Annotated in this window: 18 protein-coding genes; 9 read left to right on the top strand and 9 right to left on the bottom strand. The window is 64.2% G+C overall.

All coding sequences use genetic code 11. The features are described 5' to 3' along the window. Nucleotides 1-565 precede the first annotated feature (565 nt). From WC739_RS06950 to WC739_RS06940, 3 genes are all read left to right on the top strand, one after another. Nucleotides 566-997, top strand: a complete 432-nt coding sequence (locus WC739_RS06950) for a cupin domain-containing protein (RefSeq protein ID WP_372952284.1) — start codon at nucleotides 566-568, stop codon at nucleotides 995-997. Nucleotides 998-1,095: 98 nt separating this feature from the next. Further along, nucleotides 1,096-1,872, top strand: a complete 777-nt coding sequence (locus WC739_RS06945; protein WP_372952283.1) for a copper homeostasis protein CutC — start codon at nucleotides 1,096-1,098, stop codon at nucleotides 1,870-1,872. Then, nucleotides 1,869-2,369: a GNAT family N-acetyltransferase gene (locus WC739_RS06940; protein WP_372952282.1), complete on the top strand. Its 501-nt coding sequence runs from the start codon at nucleotides 1,869-1,871 to the stop codon at nucleotides 2,367-2,369. Before WC739_RS06945 ends, WC739_RS06940 begins: the two co-directional genes overlap by 4 nt. Nucleotides 2,370-2,590: 221 nt before the next feature. On the opposite strand, the gene WC739_RS06935 is transcribed toward WC739_RS06940, so the two are convergent. The 3 genes from WC739_RS06935 to WC739_RS06925 all read right to left on the bottom strand — a co-directional run bounded on the left by WC739_RS06935 (nucleotide 2,591) and on the right by WC739_RS06925 (nucleotide 6,377). Further along, a complete protein-coding gene (locus tag WC739_RS06935) occupies nucleotides 2,591-3,388 on the bottom strand; it encodes a xanthine dehydrogenase family protein subunit M (RefSeq protein ID WP_372952281.1) in 798 nt (265 codons plus the stop codon). 11 nt (nucleotides 3,389-3,399) lie between these two features. Beyond that, complete coding sequence (locus WC739_RS06930) at nucleotides 3,400-5,751, bottom strand: xanthine dehydrogenase family protein molybdopterin-binding subunit (protein WP_372952280.1); 2,352 nt, start codon at nucleotides 5,749-5,751, stop codon at nucleotides 3,400-3,402. A 125-nt stretch (nucleotides 5,752-5,876) separates the two neighbouring features. Beyond that, nucleotides 5,877-6,377 (bottom strand): (2Fe-2S)-binding protein, encoded by a 501-nt coding sequence (locus tag WC739_RS06925; protein WP_372952303.1) that lies wholly within the window; start codon nucleotides 6,375-6,377, stop codon nucleotides 5,877-5,879. A gap of 250 nt (nucleotides 6,378-6,627) precedes the next feature. Between WC739_RS06925 and WC739_RS06920 the strand changes: the two genes are divergently transcribed. Next, nucleotides 6,628-7,812: an FIST N-terminal domain-containing protein gene (locus WC739_RS06920; RefSeq protein WP_372952279.1), complete on the top strand. Its 1,185-nt coding sequence runs from the start codon at nucleotides 6,628-6,630 to the stop codon at nucleotides 7,810-7,812. 15 nt (nucleotides 7,813-7,827) lie between these two features. After that, nucleotides 7,828-9,168: a hybrid sensor histidine kinase/response regulator gene (locus WC739_RS06915; RefSeq protein WP_372952278.1), complete on the top strand. Its 1,341-nt coding sequence runs from the start codon at nucleotides 7,828-7,830 to the stop codon at nucleotides 9,166-9,168. A gap of 33 nt (nucleotides 9,169-9,201) precedes the next feature. On the opposite strand, the gene WC739_RS06910 is transcribed toward WC739_RS06915, so the two are convergent. Continuing rightward, complete coding sequence (locus WC739_RS06910; protein WP_372952277.1) at nucleotides 9,202-9,885, bottom strand: response regulator; 684 nt, start codon at nucleotides 9,883-9,885, stop codon at nucleotides 9,202-9,204. 172 nt (nucleotides 9,886-10,057) lie between these two features. Here WC739_RS06910 and WC739_RS06905 point away from each other — a divergent pair, with 172 nt between their 5' ends. Both WC739_RS06905 and WC739_RS06900 read left to right on the top strand, forming a co-directional pair. Beyond that, nucleotides 10,058-10,753, top strand: a complete 696-nt coding sequence (locus WC739_RS06905; protein WP_372952276.1) for a fumarylacetoacetate hydrolase family protein — start codon at nucleotides 10,058-10,060, stop codon at nucleotides 10,751-10,753. A 120-nt stretch (nucleotides 10,754-10,873) separates the two neighbouring features. Then, the gene (locus WC739_RS06900; protein ID WP_372952275.1) at nucleotides 10,874-11,914 is read left to right on the top strand and encodes a zinc-dependent alcohol dehydrogenase family protein; all 1,041 of its coding nucleotides are present in this window, start codon (nucleotides 10,874-10,876) and stop codon (nucleotides 11,912-11,914) included. Nucleotides 11,915-11,926: 12 nt separating this feature from the next. On the opposite strand, the gene WC739_RS06895 is transcribed toward WC739_RS06900, so the two are convergent. Next, nucleotides 11,927-12,790: a DMT family transporter gene (locus WC739_RS06895; protein ID WP_372952274.1), complete on the bottom strand. Its 864-nt coding sequence runs from the start codon at nucleotides 12,788-12,790 to the stop codon at nucleotides 11,927-11,929. Nucleotides 12,791-12,895: 105 nt separating this feature from the next. Here WC739_RS06895 and WC739_RS06890 point away from each other — a divergent pair, with 105 nt between their 5' ends. Beyond that, nucleotides 12,896-14,314, top strand: a complete 1,419-nt coding sequence (locus WC739_RS06890) for a PLP-dependent aminotransferase family protein (protein ID WP_372952273.1) — start codon at nucleotides 12,896-12,898, stop codon at nucleotides 14,312-14,314. Nucleotides 14,315-14,332: 18 nt separating this feature from the next. On the opposite strand, the gene WC739_RS06885 is transcribed toward WC739_RS06890, so the two are convergent. After that, a complete protein-coding gene (locus WC739_RS06885) occupies nucleotides 14,333-15,223 on the bottom strand; it encodes a LysR family transcriptional regulator (protein WP_372952272.1) in 891 nt (296 codons plus the stop codon). A 129-nt stretch (nucleotides 15,224-15,352) separates the two neighbouring features. Here WC739_RS06885 and WC739_RS06880 point away from each other — a divergent pair, with 129 nt between their 5' ends. Continuing rightward, on the top strand, nucleotides 15,353-16,819 hold the full coding sequence (locus tag WC739_RS06880) for an MFS transporter (RefSeq protein ID WP_372952271.1): 1,467 nt from the start codon (nucleotides 15,353-15,355) through the stop codon (nucleotides 16,817-16,819). Between the two features lie 36 nt (nucleotides 16,820-16,855). Here the strand turns inward: WC739_RS06880 and WC739_RS06875 are convergent, their stop codons facing one another. The 3 genes from WC739_RS06875 to WC739_RS06865 form a co-directional block, all read right to left on the bottom strand. Continuing rightward, nucleotides 16,856-17,353, bottom strand: coding sequence for a MaoC family dehydratase (locus WC739_RS06875; RefSeq protein ID WP_372952270.1), 498 nt, complete (start codon nucleotides 17,351-17,353; stop codon nucleotides 16,856-16,858). Nucleotides 17,354-17,541: 188 nt separating this feature from the next. Next, entirely contained in the window at nucleotides 17,542-17,970 is a 429-nt protein-coding gene (locus WC739_RS06870) for a phasin family protein (protein WP_372952269.1), read from the bottom strand. Nucleotides 17,971-18,076: 106 nt separating this feature from the next. Next, nucleotides 18,077-18,564: DUF445 family protein (locus WC739_RS06865; RefSeq protein ID WP_372952268.1), on the bottom strand; the 488-nt coding region annotated here is incomplete at its 5' end.

The raw sequence follows: 18,564 nt of genomic DNA, 5'->3' as shown, positions 1-18,564 counted from the left end.
GTCACTTCGCTTTGGGCGATCATTGGGTCCGGTCCGGCTGCATATCCAAGGGTCCGCTTTCCAAGGAGGTCGCGGATCGACGGCTTTCAAGCCGACTGCAGGCTACTACTCCACACCCGCTCGCCGCCATGACGCCATCCCTTCTCTCCCACGGACAAGAGCACGAACAGGCCGGGCATGACCAGTACGGGAGAGGATATCCCATCGCCGGCGGCCGGGAGCGGGTTACGCGATCACGCCATACGCAGCGGAGCCGCCACTGCTAGATTGCTCTTGCGGCGGATCTGATTCGCCTGGCCGGCGCCATCATCCTAGCTCCCACCCCAATGTCGCCGGCCAACTTTCTCCTCCGAGATTCTCGCGCCCCCTTTTTTCAGTAGGGCTACCGATCGCGCGGGCTGCAGCTACCGGACCAGGCGCTTGAGCAAGGGAAAGCCCGAACAGACCTCCCCTGTCCGCTGGGCAATAATTTCGGCAACAGGTCAGGCGGCATCGTGCCGGAGCCCGGAGCGGCCTTGCGCGCGGCCGGCGGGCGCGCGATGCTCACGCAGTCCTGGAGGGAATCATGCGAAAAATCCTGGTGTCGGCGCTGTTGCTCACGGCGGCCTTATACGCGCACAGCGCCTGGGCGCTGGACAGCAGCGGCACGCCCGTCGTCGTAACGCCGCTGGCTTCCCGCACGACCACCGCGTCCGGCCAGCCGATCACGCTGCCGGGGAAGAACGTGCAGGTCCTGGTTTCGACCTATGACATCGCGGCCGGGGCGACCTTGCCTGTCCACCGGCATCCCTTCCCGCGCTACGCCTATGTCGAGGCGGGAACGCTCAAAGTCACCAATGTCGAGACCGGCGACAGCAACACTTACAAGACCGGCGATTTCATCATCGAGATGATCAGCCAGTGGCATCAGGCCACCAACATCGGCGATGGTCCGGTCAAGCTGCTGGTGATCGATCAGGTAGAGGAAGGCGCCAAGAACACGGAGTTGCGCCAGTAGCGGCTAACGCCGCCGCGGTCACGAGTGCCCTGCCGGTTGGCGCTCACAATTCACGCTTTCGCGTCAAACGGCTCGATGCTAGGGCTGGCGACGACCTCATGGATTGGAAACGCCCCTTGACCACCGGAATCCGCCCACCGCTGATCGAAATCTGTGTCGAAGGCATCGATGGCCTCCTGGCCGCGCAAGCCGCGGGCGCCGACAGGGTCGAGCTGTGCGCCAGCCTCATCGAAGGCGGCATCACACCGAGCCTCGGCACGGTGCGCGCCGCCCTTGACCAGGCGACGGTGCCGTTTCACGTCATGGTGCGGCCGCGCGGCGGCGACTTTCTCTACAGCGAAACCGAATACCGCTCGATGCTCGACGATGTCGCCGCTCTGCGCGAACTCGGTGTGCCCGGCGTGGTGTTCGGCTGCCTGAACGCCGACGGCACCATCGACGAGAACCGCATGGGTGCATTGACCGAGGACGCCGGACCCCTGAACGTCACCTGCCATCGTGCCTTCGACATGACACGCGACCCGATCGAGGCGCTCGAGGCGCTGATCCGCTGCAAGGTTGGCCGCGTGCTGACCAGCGGCCAGCGCGACACGGCCGTCGAGGGCGTGTCGCTGCTGGCGGATCTGGTGCGATCGGCCGGCGACCGCATCATCATCCTGGGCTGCGGCGGGCTTGATCTGCACACCATCGCCGAAGTGCGGGCGAAAACAGGGCTGGTCGAAATGCATTTCGCCGCGCTCAAGGATGTGCCGAGCGCGATGATCTACCGCAACCCCAAGGTCGGCATGGGGGGCTCGGACCTCGACCGCGAGTACCGCAACACATTGACCGACATCGACCTCGTCGCCGCGACCATCAACGCGGCCAAGGCATGAGCCGGGCCGCCGCCCCGCTCAGCCCTGTGTCGGCCGGGGACCAGGCGGCGATCCTCGCGCTCAACAACGAGCACGCCGCCGAACTGTCCTGGCTGGAGCCCGAGCGGCTTTCCTTCCTGCTTGGCCAGGCGTTTTACGCACGCCGCATCGGCGAGGTCGAAGCCTTCATCATGACCTTCGACCAGGATGCCCGCTACGACAGCCCGAATTTTCTGTGGTTCCGTGAACGCCACAGCCACTTCGTCTATGTCGATCGCGTCGTCGTGGCAGCGCAAGCGCGTGGCCGCGGCCATGCCCGCCGTCTATATCAGGATCTGTTCGACCACGCCGCACGGGCGGGGCACACGCTGGTTACATGCGAGGTCAACAGCGACCCGCCCAATCCGGCCTCCGATGCCTTTCACGTTGCTCTGGGTTTTGCCGAAATAGGCGGCGCGGTGATCCATGGCGGCACGAAGGCAGTGCGTTATTATGCGAGATCGCTGCCGCGGGACTAAGCTCGAGCGCCAGGCAGGACAGACCATACGCAGCGTCGCCGGACGACAGAAATCCGCTGAGATAAAAGCGAACAACGCGAAGGGCTCGAAACGAACGACGCGCTCGGAACCTGGCCTCACATTCCCCGCCCCTATCTATACTGGCTTTGTGCAAGCGGGAGATTGGACCCCATAAGAAAGGAGCCTCTACGGCTCCTTTTTTGGCCTCAAATCGCCGGCGTTCAGGCGTTGGCGGTGGCCACCGCCCGCTTGGCCATCACGGTGATCAGGTTGGCGCGATAATCGGCGGAAGCGTGGAGGTCGCTCATCAGGTTGATGGCGGGCACAGTGACCCCCTGGAGCGCGGCGGCGTCGAAATTTTTGGCCAGCGCCGTCTCGATCTCCTTCGAGCGGAAGACACCGTTGTCGCCCGCGCCGGTGACGGCAACGCTGACGCCGTCCTTGCCCTGGGCCACGAACACGCCAACGATGGCGTAGCGCGATGCCGGATTGCGGAACTTCTCATAAGCCGCCTTGGCCGGCACGGTGAAGCGGACCGCGGTGATGATCTCGCCTTCGTTCAGCGCGGTCTCGAACAAACCCGTGAAGAAAGCAGCCGCCGCGATCTCGCGCGTGTTGGTGACGATGGTGGCACCGAGCGCCAGCAGCGCCGCCGGATAGTCGGCCGCCGGATCGTTGTTGGCGATCGAACCGCCGATCGTGCCCTTGTAGCGCACAGCGGGATCACCGATCAGCGATGCCAGGTGCGAGAACGCCGGACAGGCCTTTTTCAGTTTCTGGTCATTGGCAACCTCGTAATGTGTGGTCCCGGCACCAATGGTGACCGTCTTGCCCGCCACCGTGACGCCTTGCAGTTCCTTGATCCGGGCCAGGTCGACAAGATCCGATGGTGCCGCCAGCCGCGTCTTCATGGCCGGGATCAGCGTCATGCCGCCGGACAGCAGCTTGGCGTCCCCGCTCCTGACCAGCTCGGCGGCGTCGCTGACCGAGGCGGCGCGGTGATAATTGACCGAGTACATGTCGTTCCTCCTCAGTGTTTGGTCGTCGCGCGGATCGCTGCCCAGACGGTGGACGGCGATGCGGGCATTGCGAGATCGTTGCTGCCGATGGCGTCGGTGATGGCGTTGATCACCGCCGGCGGCGAGCCGATCGCGCCGGCCTCGCCGCAGCCCTTGATGCCGAGCGGATTGCCCGGGCACGGCGTGTTCGAGGTCGAAACCTTGAACGACGGCAGGTCGCCCGCGCGCGGCATCGTGTAGTCCATGTAGCTGGCGGTCAGCAGCTGGCCGCTATTGTCGTAGTGCGCGCCCTCGAGCAGGGCCTGGCCGATGCCTTGCGCCAATCCGCCATGCACCTGGCCTTCGACGATCATCGGATTGATGATGTTGCCGAAATCATCGGCGGCGACGAACTGGACGATCTCGGTCGTCCCGGTCTCCGGATCGATTTCGACCTCGCAGATATAGCAGCCGGCCGGGAAGGTGAAATTCGACGGATCGTAGAATGCCGTCTCCTTCAGTCCCGGCTCCATGCCGCCAGGCAGGTTGTGGGCGGTATAGGCGGCGAGCGCCATCTGGAACCACGGCACGTTCTTGTCCGTGCCGGCCACCTTCAGCGCACCGTTCTCGATGACGATATCGCCCTCGTCGGCCTCGAGAAGGTGGGCGGCGATCTTCTTGGCCTTGGCCTCGACCTTGTCGAGCGCCTTGACGATGGCCGACATGCCGACCGCGCCCGAGCGCGATCCGTAGGTGCCCATGCCCATCTGCACCTTGTCGGTGTCGCCATGGATGATAGAGACCGAATCCAGCGGCACGCCGAAGCGCTCGTTGACCAGCTGCGCGAAAGTGGTTTCATGGCCCTGGCCGTGGCTGTGCGAGCCGGTCAGCACTTCGATCGTGCCGACCGCGTTGACGCGCACCTCAGCCGATTCCCAAAGGCCGACGCCGGCACCGAGGGAGCCGACTGCCGCCGATGGCGCGATGCCGCAGGCCTCGATGTAGCAGCTCATGCCGATGCCGCGCAGCAGGCCTTTCCTGGCCGCTGCCGCCTTGCGCTCGGGGAAACCGGCATAGTCGGATTCCTTCATGGCCGCGTCGAGCGAGACAGCATAGTCGCCGGCGTCGTAGCACATGATCACCGGCGTCTGGTGCGGGAACGAGGTGACGAAGTTCTTACGCCTCAGCTCGGCGGGTGACACGCCGAACTGCCGCGCGGCGGTCTCCATCATGCGTTCCATGACGAAGGTCGCTTCCGGCCGCCCCGCCCCGCGATAGGCGTCGACGGGCGCGGTGTTGGTGTAGATCGCCTTCACATTGGCGTGGATCGCCGGGATGTTGTACTGGCCCGACAGCAGCGTCGCGTAGAGATAGGTGGGTGTTGCCGACGAGAACAGCGACATGTAGGCGCCGAGATTGGCCTGCGTCTCGACCTTCAGCCCCAGGATCTTGTGGTTGTCGTCGAAAGCCATCTCGGCATGGGTGTGGTGATCGCGGCCGTGCGCGTCGGTCAGGAAGCTCTCCGTCCGGTCGGCCACCCATTTCACCGGCACGCCCGTCTTCTTGGACGCCCACAGGCAGATGATCTCTTCGGGGTAGATGTAGATCTTGGAACCGAAACCGCCGCCGACATCAGGGGCTATGACCCGCAGCTTGTTTTCCGGCGCGACATTGTAGAAGGCGCTCATCACCAGCCGCGCGACATGCGGATTCTGCGATGTCGTCCAGCAGGTGTAATGGTCCTCGGCCTTGTCGTAGTGGCCAAGCGCGGCGCGCGGCTCCATGGCGTTCGGAACCAGCCGGTTGTTGATGATGTCCATCTTGACGACATGGGCGGCCTTCTTGAAGGCAGCCGCGGTGTCGTCGGCGTTGCCGATATCCCAGTCGAAGATCAGATTGTTCTCGGCCTCCGGGTGTATCTGCGGCGCGCCCTTGTCCATCGCCTTCGACGCGTCGACGACCGCCTTCAACTCCTTGTAGGTGATCTCGACCGCCTCGGCGGCGTCGCGCGCTTGCCCCTTGGTCTCGGCGACGACGATGACGACGGCATCGCCGACATAGCGGACCCGGTCGAAAGCGAGCGGCGACCATGCCCCCATCTTCATCGGCGAGCCGTCCTTGGAGTGGATCATCCAGCCGCAGATGAGGTTGCCGATGCCGTCGGCCTTCAATTCCTTGCCGGTCAGCACGCCGATCACGCCGGGCATGGCTTGCGCCTTCTTGACGTCGATCTTCTTGATTTGCGCATGCGCGTGCGGACTGCGCACGAAGGCGGCATGCTTCATGCCGGGTACCACCATGTCGTCGACATAGCGGCCCGCGCCGGTGATGAACCTTTTGTCTTCCTTGCGCGCGACGCGAGCGCCAACACCTTCAATGCCCATTAGAATTCCTCCCGAGATTGTAGGGGAGTAAGGCAGTAGGGGAGTGAGGGAGTAGGCAACCGGTCCAATTGGTTTGGCCTTCTTGCCCTACTCCCCTACTGCCCTATTCCCCTATTCCCTTGCGCTTACGCAGCCTGTTTCGCCTTGCCCTTAACGCCCTTCGACATCGTCTCAGATGCCGCGAGGATCGCCTTGACGATGTTGTGGTAGCCGGTGCAGCGGCAGATATTGCCTTCGAGCTCGGCCCGCACGGTCGCCTCGTCGAGGCCCTCGGGGTGGCGGTTGATCATGTCGGTCGCGGTCATGATCATGCCCGGCGTGCAGAAGCCGCATTGCAGCCCATGATGCTCCTTGAACGCCGCCTGCACCGGGTGCAGGTCGGCGCCATTGGCGAGGCCTTCGATCGTCAGGACAGTCGAGCCGGCGGCCTGTACGGCGAGCATGGTGCAGGACTTGACCGCCTTGCCGTCGACATGGACGATGCAGGCACCGCATTGCGAGGTGTCGCAACCGACATGCGTGCCGGTAAGGCCGAGGTTTTCTCGAAGGAAATGAACCAGAAGCGTGCGGTCTTCGGCAACGCCGCTCACCCGCTTCCCGTTTACCGTCAACGACACGTCCGACATGAATCCTCCCTGGGTATCGACCTTGGCCATCACGTTGCCGATGCGAATGCCAGCGCATCGGCCATCCTTCATTCGTACACTGCATACCGCACAAAAAACAGCGCGTCGAAAACGCTCCGGATTGTACTTTCGATCATGGCTGGACGGGAACGGGCTCGGCGATCGCCCCCATTGCCAAAACGCCGATTGGAGACAACAATGGCACCCGACGCCCGCGCGCCCGACGCGCATAAAAACAGCGTCGGAGGAAATGCGGAGGACATCGCTGGCCAGTTCATGGACGCGCTATGCATGCGGCCTGTCGGCGCTCACGACGGATGAGCCCGACATGGAAGCGTTCGCCAAGGCGATCGCGTCGGAAGCAGCGGCGATCGACGCCGGCTTCGCCCTGCTGTTTTTTTCCCAGAGCCTGATCGAGGCCGGCGCCCTTTCGCGGGCACTCGCAATCCACGCGCCGACACTCGAATACGCGGGCTGCTCGACTGCCGGCGAGATCACGCCGGAAGGTCTCGAGGACGGCCACGTGCTGGCCATGCTCCTCCCTTCCGCCGCGTTTACCGCCGTGGGCGTGATGGTGGACAATCTGTCGTCATCGGGCATGGACAGGATCACCGGTGAAGTCGAGTCCTTGCGGCGACAGCTTCGGGCGCGCCTCGGCTACGATCCGGCCAAGGCCACATTCGCGCTCTGCTTCATCGACGGCCTCTCCTATGCCGAGGAAGCGGTGAGCTCCGCCATCCATTGGGGGCTCGACGGCATACCGCTGATCGGCGGTTCGGCCGGTGACGATCTGAAATTCGAGACGACGCGCCTGATCTCGAACGGCAGGGTCACCTCCGACAGCGCCATCATCGTGCTGATCGCCACGGAAATTCCCTTCCTCGTCTTCAAAACCGACAACTTCGTTCCCACCGACGAGAAGCTGGTGGTGACGGCATCCGATCCCGATCACCGCATCGTGCGCGAGTTCAATGCCACCAATGCGGCCGAGGAATATTCCGCTGCGGTCGGCATCCTGCCGCGGACCCTCACGCCGCTCAGCTTTGCCTCGCATCCCGTGGTGGTGAAGGTCGGCGGCGAATATTACTGCCGCTCGATCCAGAAGATGCACGCCGACGGCTCACTGTCCTTCTTTTGCGCCATAGACGACGGCGTCGTGCTGTCGATCGCCCAGCCCATGGACATGGTCGAATCGACGCGCGCCGCCCTGCGTGATGTCGAGGAGAGGCTCGGCGGCATCGACATGATCCTCGGCTTCGACTGCGTGCTGCGTCGCCTGGACGCGCGCAACCGCCAGGTGTTTCGCGATATTTCCGAGCTCTACCGGGTCAACAATGTCATCGGTTTCGGCACCTATGGCGAACAGTACCGCTCGATGCACCTCAACCAGACGTTCACCGGCATTGCCTTCGGCGACCGGCAAGCGGCGGAATAGGGGCAGCGGAATAGTATGCCGCTCAGGGACATAAACGATCTCGAAAAGCTGAAGAAGATCAATGCCGCCCTTGTCAGCCGCGTCGAGCGGTCGATGGACCAGCAAGGCAACGCCTTCTCGCTGTTCCAGACCGCGATCTCGCTGGAAAATCGAGTGCGCACGCGCACGGAGGAACTGCATTCCACGCTGCGGCGGCTGGAACAGTCGAACATCGACCTCAGCGCCGCGAAGGAAAACGCCGAACTCGCGAACCTGTCGAAGACCAGGTTTCTCGCCGCCGCCAGCCACGACGTGCTGCAGCCACTGAATGCTGCCCACCTGTCCGTCTCGGCGCTCGCCGAAGTGCAGACCAGCGACGAGGGCAGGAAACTGGTGCGGCAGGTCGAACGCTCGCTGGAGACGATGGAGGACCTGCTGCGCACCCTGCTCGACATCTCCAAGCTCGACGCCGGCGTGGTGCGGCCTGAAATCGGCGATGTCAGCCTCGAAGCGCTGTTCTCGTCATTACGCTCCGATTTTCAGCCGGTGGCGCAAATGAAGGGCCTGTCGCTGAAGTTCCGGCCGGTCAACGCTTCGGTCCGTTCCGACCGGACGCTGCTGCGCCGCATCCTGCAGAACATCCTTTCCAATGCGCTTGGATACACGCGCTCGGGCGGCGTGCTTGTCGGCACCCGGCATCGCGGCGACACCATCCGGATCGATGTGGCCGACACGGGCTGCGGCATTCCCGACGACCAGCGCGAGGCGGTGTTCGAGGAATTCCACCGCGGCACCTCTCCCGGCAATGCCGATATGGAGAGCGGCGGCCTCGGCCTCGGGCTCGCCATCGTGCGCCGCATGGCCGGTGCCCTCGGGCATCCCGTGACGTTTTCATCCAAGGTCGGGCGCGGCACGATCTTCCACATCGATGTTCCTGTCGGCCTCGGCGTCCCCGCCGATGCGATCGCCCGCCTTGCCGACCTGGAGCGGCCGCGTGGCTACGGCCTGTTCGGCACCAAGGTGCTGCTGGTGGAAAACGACACCGAGGTGCTGCGGGCGATGACCTTCCTGCTCGAGCGCTGGCAATGCCTGGTACGATCGGCCACCTCGACCGACGATGCGCTGGACATGCTCGGCGATACCGAGTGGGTGCCTGACATCGTCATTGCCGACCAGCATCTCGACGGCGGCGATCTCGGTACCGCGACCATAGCGGAGGTCCGCGACTATCTCGGCCGCGCCGTGCCGGCGCTGATCGTGACCGCCGACAGTTCCGAGGCCGTCGCCAAGGCGGCACGAGCGGGCGGCATCGAGTTGATGCGCAAACCGGTGAAACCGGCGCAGCTGCGCGCGCTGCTGGCGCATTTGCTGGCTTGAGGGCTTACCCCGCCCGGGATGGAGAGGGTAAGCTCAAAACCCCGCCTGATCGCGAAACAGTTCGGCGTTGTCCAGCTTCGACACCTCGATCACAGCCTGCGTGCGGCTGTAGACATTGAGCTTGCGCAGGATCTCGGAGACATGCGCCTTGACCGTGGTCTCGCCGACCTGCAGCTCATAGGCGATCTGCTTGTTGAGCAGGCCCTGGCGCAGCATCTGCAGCACCCGCAGTTGCTGCGGCGTCAGCGTTGACAGGCGCTGCACCATATCGGCGCGGTCGGTGCTCTTGGCGTCCGGCGGCTGGCCCTCATAGGTCTCTGGCACGTAGATGGCGCCTTCCATCACCGAGCGGATCGCGTTGGCCAGATCGCTCTTGCGCGACGATTTCGGAATGAAGCCGGCGGCCCCGTAGGACAGCGCTTCGGAAATGATCTTCGGCTCTTCATGGCCGGAAACGATAACCACCGGCAGGCGCGGGTAACGGGTCCGAAGCTGCAGTAGACCTTCGAAACCGTGCACGTCGGGCATGCTGAGGTCGAGCAGCGCAAGATCGAACGGCTTGATGCCGGCCAGCAGATCGAGCGCTTCGGTGATCGAACGCGCCTCGACGGTGTCCACCTCCGGATAGGCCATCCGCACCGCGCTGTGCAGCGCCTCGCGAAACAGCGGATGGTCGTCGATGATCAGGAACCGGGCGCTATCATTGGCTGCGGTCATGGTGCTCGTTTCACTTCGGTCCGGCGCAGGATAGTCCCCCGACCATGCCCAGATTATTGCCAAATAGTACATCACCATCTTGGTCGAGGGGACTTCTCGAACGTCCTGTCTTGCCGGGACGCCCAAATCGGTCGAATGTGCCCGCGAAGAAAGCTTGGAGCAGAGATAGCGCATGACAGACTTCGTGCTTCCCCTGCCGCCGACTCCATCGGTGGCTGTCGCGAGTTCAACGGAGCGCTTCGCCGTGCGCCGCATCTTCTGCGTCGGCCGCAACTACGCCGCCCATGTCAGGGAGCTCGGCAATGACGAACGCGATCCGCCCTTCTTCTTCACCAAGCCGGCCGACGCGGTGGTCGATTCCGGGGCTGAAATCCCCTACCCGCCGCTGACGGCCAACCTGCACCATGAGATCGAACTGGTTGCGGCGATCGGCAAGCCGGGGTTCCGCATCCCGCGTGACAAGGCACTGGACCATGTCTGGGGCTACGGCGTCGGCATCGACCTCACCCGCCGCGACCTGCAGGATGAAGCCAAGAAGATGGCGCGACCCTGGGACTGGTCCAAAGCTTTCGACCGGTCCGCTCCGTGTGGCCCGCTGATCCCCGCGGCAAAATCCGGCCACCCGCAAAAGGGCCGTATCTGGCTCACCGTCAACGGCGAGGCCAGGCAGGACGGTGATCTCTCAGAGCTGATCTGGCCGATAGCCGATATCGTCTCGGCCTGCAGCGAGGCGGTGGAACTGCAGCCAGGCGACCTCATCTTCACCGGCACGCCGGCCGGCGTTGGCGCGGTTCTTGCCGGCGACACGATGGCCGGTGGCGTCGACGGCATCGGCACGATCGAAATAACCATCGGCCAGCCGAAGTGAACGCATGAGCGATATCGTCCTGCACAACGACTATCGCTCTGCCACCGCACCTTCATCATAACCACGCGCACTGGAACGGGAATCGGCTATCGTTTCCCCTGCAGTGCAGGAGAGTTGCCAATGAAAGCCGTCGTCTTCGAGAAATTCGGCGAAGCGCCGACGATCCAGAGCGTTCCCGATCCGAAGCCGGCCGCCGATGGTGTCGTCATCAAGGTCGAAGCGACGGGGTTATGCCGCAGCGACTGGCACGGCTGGATGGGCCACGACGACGACATAACGCTGCCGCACGTGCCAGGCCACGAATTGGCCGGCGTCGTGGTCGCAGCCGGTGGGCGGGTTACCCGTTGGAAGGCGGGTGACAGGGTGACCGTCCCGTTCGTCGGTGGCTGCGGACATTGCTTCGAATGCACCTCCGGCAACCACCAGGTTTGCGAACATCAGTTCCAGCCCGGTTTTACAGCCTGGGGCTCGTTCGCCGAATATGTCGCGATCGACTTTGCCGACACCAATCTGGTGCGCTTGCCCGATGAGATGGAGTTCGCAACCGCCGCCAGCCTCGGCTGCCGCTTCGTCACCTCCTTCCGCGCCATCGTCGACCAGGGCCGCGTCAAGCCGGGCGAATGGGTGGCCGTGCATGGCTGCGGCGGCGTCGGGCTGTCGGCGATCATGATCGCCAGCGCCATGGGCGCCAATGTCATCGCCATCGATCTCACCGAGGCGAAACTGGATTTTGCCAGGAAGATCGGCGCCGTGGCGACGATCAATGCGTCCACGACGTCGAACGTCGTGAAGGCGGTCAAGCAGATCACCAATGGCGGCGCGCACATGTCGATGGACGCGCTCGGCCACCCGACGACGTCGTTCAATTCCATCTCGAACCTGCGCCGGCGCGGCCGCCACGTTCAGGTCGGGCTGATGCTTGGCGAGCATGCCAAGGCTTCCGTGCCGATGAGCAAGATAATCGCTTTCGAGCTTGAAATCCTGGGTAGCCACGGCATGCAGGCATTCCGCTATCAGGCGATGATGGAGATGATCCGAACCGGCAAGCTCAATCCCGAGCTGCTGGTCGGCAAGAAGATCAGCCTTGACGAAGCGCCCGCTGCCTTGATGGCGATGGGTGGCTTCGAGGGCATCGGCATCGGGGTGGTGACGAAGTTCTAGCAACGGACGAAACTACCGCGCGAACTTCTTCGCCCCGAACACGCACGCCACCACACCGAGCGTAACGACGATCATCAGGGGACTGACCTTTTCGTGCAGCAGCGTTGCCGCAAGCGCGAGGCCGAAAAAGGGCTGCAGCAATTGCAACTGGCCGACCGCAGCGATGCCGCCTTGCGCCAGGCCGCGATACCAGAAGACGAAGCCGATCAGCATGCTGAACAGCGACACATAGGCGAGACCGATCCAGGCGTGGGAGCCGACAGCGGCAAAGGACTGCGGCAGCGTCGCGAAGGTCAGTGCCAGCATGATCGGCAGCGACAGCACCAGCGCCCAGCAGATCACCTGCCAGCCACCGAGCCGGCGCGACAAAGCGGCGCCCTCCGCATAGCCGAGGCCGCAGGCAAGCACGGCGGCCAGCATCAGGCTATCGCCTAGCGGCGAAGCTGTCACGCCCTGCATCAGCGCGAAGCCGGCGACGAGCCCGCTGCCGATGCATGAGAACAGCCAGAAGGCCGGCCTTGGCCGCTCACCGCCCCGCAACACGCCGAAGACCGCGGTCGCCAGCGGCAACAGGCCAATGAAGATGATCGAATGGGCCGAGGTGACATGCTTGAGCGCCAGGGCAGTCAGCAAGGGAAAACCGACGACCACGCCCAGCGCCACGATCACCAGTGACAGCAGGTCGCCGCGCTCCGGACGTTTCTGCCGGAACAGGACCAGCATTGCCAGGCCAAGCAATCCGGCGATCGCTGCCCGGGCCGAGGTCAGGAATATCGGGTCGAAATCCATCACCGCCACACGTGTCGCAGGCAGCGATCCCGAGAAGATCAACACCCCGACGAATCCGTTCAGCCAGCCGCTCGCGGTCTTGTCCATTCCAGGCTCCATGTTCTTGCGCTCCATCGCCCGGATAGCCATGGCGCGACCAGAGCCAATGGGGTACAATTCCGTGAAACTGTAATGGATGTTTGAGCAGTACGGATGGCAAGTGTCGCTCTGGAAAACGACAGCGGGCGAACCCTGCTCAGCCCTAGCCTGGTTGAGACCACCATGGCGACCATTCGCCAGCGGATCGCTGCGCGCAGCCTGCCACCGGGGGCTCGATTGCCCTCCATCCGCGCCTTCGCCAAATCCATGCAGGTGTCCAAATCCACCGTGGTCGAAGCTTATGAACGTCTTGCCGCCGAAGGCGCGATCCGCTCCCGGCCGGGCTCCGGTTTTTATGCGGCCGGGTCGCTGGCGCCGCTGTCGCTGGCCGAGATCGGTCCCCGGCTCGACCGCGCCGTCGATCCACTGTGGGTCTCGCGCCAGTCGCTGGAGGGAGGCGACGAGATGCTTAAACCCGGCTGCGGCTGGCTGCCGGCCTCGTGGATGCCGCAGGCGGCATTGCGCCGGGCACTGCGCACGGCGGCGCGGGCAGATGATGTCGCACTTGCCGACTACGGCACGCCGCTCGGCCTGCCACCGCTGCGCCAACTGCTGGCGCGACGCCTGGCCGGGCATGGCATCGAAGCCTCTCCCGAACAGATCATGCTGACGGAATCGGGCACGCAGGCCATCGACCTCCTCTGCCGGTTCCTGATCGAACCTGGCGATGCGGTGCTGGTCGACGACCCCTGCTATTTCAACTTCCATGCTTTGCTGCGCGCCCACCGGGCCAAGGTCGTCGGCGTTCCCTACACACGTTCCGGCCCGGACGTCGACCTGTTCGCGCAGGCGCTGGCGGAACATCGGCCGCGCCTCTACATCACCAACTCCGCCATTCACAACCCGACGGGTGCGGTGCTGTCGCCGGTCACGGCGCACCGGTTGCTGAAACTGGCAGAGCAATCGGATCTGACCATCGTCGAGGATGACATCTTTGCTGATTTCGAACATACGCCCGCGCCCCGGCTGGCGGCGTTCGATGGCCTGAACCGGGTCGTCCAGATCGGCAGTTTCTCCAAGACGCTGTCGGCCTCGGTCCGCTGCGGTTTCATCGCCGCGCCCCGCGCCTGGATAGAGGGGCTGACCGACCTCAAGATCGCCACGACATTCGGCGGTGGAAGGCTGGCGGCTGACCTTGTGCTGACCCTGCTGAAGGACGGCAGCTACCGCAAACACATGGACCTGCTGCGCGTCAAACTCGCGCGCGCCATGGCCGAGACCGGCACAAGGCTGAAGTCTATCGGCATCACGCCGTGGATCGACCAGCCCGCCGGCCTGTTCCTCTGGTGCAGCCTGCCCGATGGTGTGGATGCGGCCGAAGTCGCCCGCCGCGCTCTGGCCGACAATGTCGTGCTGGCGCCCGGCAACGCGTTCAGTCTGTCGGGGACGGCAAGTCGCTTCCTGCGCTTCAACGTTGCCCAGTGCGGAGACGAGCGGATTTTCAAGGTTCTTGAAACTGCAATGTCGCGCTGATTGCACGTCACTCTGAAATCAGCGGCTCGCGCAGACCTCCCGTACGCGGTCGCGTAACCAGCGCTGCGCCGGATCGGCGTCGAGGCGCGGATGCCAGAGCATGGAGATGGTGACTTCCATGGTGGCGAAGGGCAGCGGAAAGCTGTGCATTCCGGCCCGCGCTCCTTCGGTGTGCCGCTCCGGCACGCTGGCGATGAGGTCGGATGCGCGAGCCATGGCGAGCGCGGCCGAGAAACCGGAAACCATGCACACCACTGTCCGCTGCTGGCCCAACGCTGCCAGGGCATCGTCGATCGGCCCTTTCTCGCGGCCATGTCGCGAGACGCTGATGTGCCGACCCGCCGCATAGCGTTCAGGCGTCACCACGCCCTCCCCCAGCGGATGGCCTGCTCGCACGGCACCGATGAAGCGGTCGCGGAACAGCGCCTGGATGCGCACTTCAGGCCCGGTTTCACCGGCGACGGCGATTTCAAGGTCGATCTCCGCGTCGCGCAGCGACATCATATCCTTGTCGGACTTGGGCGCGAAACGCAGCCGCACTCCTGGTGCATCAACCTCGATGCGGGCGACCAGGCCAGGCCCGAATTCCTCGACGAAGCCCTCATTGGTGCGCAGCGTGAAGACCCTGTCCAGGCGTGAGAGGTCGAGCAGTCTGACAGGCCGCAGCAGGGCCTCGGCGTTCTGGACGACAGTGCCGACCTGCTGGCGCAGTTCCTCCGCGCGTGGCGTCGCCACCAGGCCTCGCCCGGCGCGGACGAGCAAGGGATCACCCGTCGCATCGCGCAGCCGCGCCAGCGTCCGGCTCATTGCCGAAGGGCTGAGGCGCAGACGGCGCGCGGCGCGGGCCACGCTGCCTTCAGCCAGCAGAACGTCGAGGGCGAACAGCAGGTTGAGATCGGGCGATGTCATCCACGGACTCTAACATGATATGGCGTCCGGCGCACGACTATGATGCAAATGCTGCGCCTTCCGCCATATCAAGGGCAGGACTAGATCTCCGACAGCTCCGCTTCCGGGGCGAATGGAAAGGAGATCGCCATGGCAGTCGCCGCGCAAAATCGGGATAGGCCGCTGTCGGCCCCACAGGAAAATTCATCCGCCGTCTGGGCGCTGGCAAGCCTTTCGCTCGCCACGCTGCTGTCGTCGCTCGGAACAAGCATCGCCAGCGTCGGTCTACCGTCGCTGATGCAGACGTTCGGGGCGCCGTTCCAGGCCGTGCAATGGGTGGTGCTGGCCTATCTGCTTGCGATCACCACGCTGATCGTCAGCGCCGGGCGGCTGGCCGACATGTTCGGGCGTCGCCCCTTGCTGCTGGGTGGCATCGCGCTGTTCACCTCGGCATCGGTGTTGTGCGGGCTGGCGCCTACGCTTTGGCTGCTGATCGCCGCGCGTGCCCTGCAAGGGCTTGGCGCGGCGTTGATGATGTCGCTGACCCTGGCCTTTGTGGCGCAGACCGTGAGCAAGGACCGGACCGGCAGCGCCATGGGCCTGCTCGGCGCCATGTCGGCCATTGGCACGACACTTGGACCCTCGCTCGGTGGCTTGCTGATCGCCGGCCTCGGCTGGCGGGCGATCTTTCTCGTCAACGTCCCACTGGGCCTTCTGACCTTCGCGCTCGCCTGGCGGGGCCTGCCTGCGGGCGACAAGAGCGCGCAGGCGGATCGAGGCAAGTTCGATGCGATGGGCACCGTCCTGCTGGCCGTGACGCTGGCCGCCTATGCATTGGCCATGACGCTTGGCCGGGGTAGTTTTGGCGCACTCAACATCGGCCTGCTGGCCTCGACTGTTCTCGGCACGGCTCTTTTCGCCATCGCCCAGGGGAAAGTTAAGACCCCTCTGGTCCAGCTTGGCAGCTTCCGGGATCCACGGCTCAGCGCCAGTCTGGCCATGAACCTCATCGTCGCCACAGTGATGATGGCGACCCTGGTGGTCGCCCCGTTCTATCTATCGCGCGGGCTTGGGCTCGATGCCGCCATGGTCGGCGTGGCGCTGTCGATAGGGCCGCTTGTCTCGGCCCTGTCGGCGCTGCTGGCCGGACGGCTCGCCGATCGCTTCGGAGCCCCCAGGATGATGGCAGCCGGCCTGTTCGCTCTCGCCATCGGCACATTTCTGCTGTCGCTCGCCATGACGAGGCTCGGCATTGCCAGCTATGTCGTTCCCATCACCGTCACCTGCTTCGGCTACGCCCTGTTCCAAACCTCCAACAACGCAGCCGTCATGAGCGGTGTAGGCGCCGGCGAACGAGGCGTCGTATCGGGCCTGCTCAACCTGTCGCGCAATCTCGGCCTGATCACCGGTGCCTCGCTGATGGGCGCAATATTCGCGACCGCGTCCGCCGGCAGGCAGCACGGCATCGCCCAGAATGTCTTGAGCTCCGCGGCGGCGGCCCAGGGAATGCAAGTCACCTTTCAGGTGGCGACGGCGCTTGCGGTGGTCGCGCTGGTCGTCGCGCTGCTCTCGGATCGCGCCGACGCCACGCGTCGGCTGCTGGGCGCCTCGTCTTGAAGGTCACGCCTGGCCGTCGACCCGCTGGAGAACGCCTCAGGCTCCTGCCCGCTTGCGGCGCTCATAGAGCATGACCAGTGTCTCAGCGGTCAAAGCCGGCTTTTCTTCGCCCTCGATCTCCACCGTGTTGGCTGCTTTCATTAAATATTGGCCCGGCCCCCAGTCTTCCACGGAAAGCAGAACCACGCGCAGCCTTATGCGCGCGCCGGCCTTCACCGGCGCCAGGAAACGAACCTTGTCGAAGCCGTAGTTGAAAGCGGCCTGCGTGTTCTCGGGCACGATCCCCATGCCGAGCGCCAGCGCGCCGATGATCGACAGCGTCAGGTAGCCATGCGCGATCGTCGTGCGGAACGGGCTTTGCCGCCGCGCCCTTTCAGGGTCGACATGGATCCATTGATGGTCGCCGGTGCATTCGGCGAACTGGTTGATGCGGTCCTGGTCGACCGTTGTCCACTCCGACACGCCAAGCTCTTGCCCGGCCATCGTCCTCAACTCTGCGTAGGTCGGCGGCGTTTTAGGCCGTATTTCGGTCATTCATGCTATCCCGATCGCTTCCACGCCTCCCGACCACGAACCGGCGGCCTCTGTCAATTCATCGTCGGGGAATCCGTTCCGCCGATTTCGGCCGCCATCCGGCCATCTTGCCCGCGCGGCGGCGGGTCCAATCGGAATTCTCCTCGCTTTAGGCGCCGTCGGCAGACAAGCGGCTCGGCTCAAAGGCGCTACTTCTTCTCGTAGCCGGCGCGGATCTCCTCCATCGCCTCCTTGATCCGCGAGCGCAGGATGTCCACGGACTCGGCACCTGATTTCTTGACCAGATCAGCCACTTCGCCGGCGTTCTTCAACGCGGTTTCGAAGGATTTCCTGGCAAAGTCGGTCTGTTTGGTCATCAGTTCCTGCGGCGTGCCGGGCGCCTTGTAGCTTTGCGCCATATCGGTGACCTCGCGCAGCGTGTCCTGCAGCAACTCGCGTTGCCTCGATAACAGCGAGGTCGCTCCGGCGGCACTCACTCGTGCCGCCTGCTCCAACGCCTCTATATTCTTGCGATGATGCGCAAGGATGGTTTCGACATCGACTGTGGGCAGCTTCAAATCGCGGCCGAACCTGCCGAACATGTCCATGAACGAATCGGATTCCGGTTGCTTTGCCATGATAGTGGTCTCCTCCCTGTCGCCACCGAAATGGCTTTTCCCGGGAATGACAATAGCATCGAAGCGCCGCGTGTCCATTCGAGCCGGCGCAATCACAGACGGGGTGTCAGCCGGCGAGGAACAGCCGCTCGGCCATGTAGAGCACCACACCGGCAAGCCCGCCGATGATCATGCCATTGAAGCGGATATATTGCAGGTCCCTGCCGATGTTCATCTCGATCAGCCGCGTCAGCTGGGCAAGGTCCCAGCGCTTGACTTGGTCGGCGATGAATTTCGACACGCCATTCTTCTGGCTTTCGACGAAGGCCGCCAGGGCCACGACGAACCCCTGGTTCATGTCGGCCCTAATCCGCGAGTCGCCGGCGAGGTGCCGTCCGACCTCGACGAACATGTTCGCCAGATGCGCGCGGATGATCGAATCCGAAGCCCTGGTGTCCTGCTCGATGAACTGGCCGAGGCTTGCCCACATGTCGTTCGCCAATCCCACGACCTCCGGCCGGGCCAGGAAATCGCGCTTCAGCTTCTCCGCGCGCTTGGCATATTGCTTCGATGTCCTGAGTTTCTCGATGAATGTCTGGACGAAATGGTCGAACT

Origin of the sequence: Mesorhizobium sp., assembly GCF_041661565.1 — a bacterium.
Lineage (GTDB): Bacteria > Pseudomonadota > Alphaproteobacteria > Rhizobiales > Rhizobiaceae > Mesorhizobium.
The sequence above is the reverse complement of the archived record's forward strand: the minus strand, read 5'-3'. Positions and strand labels throughout refer to the sequence as shown.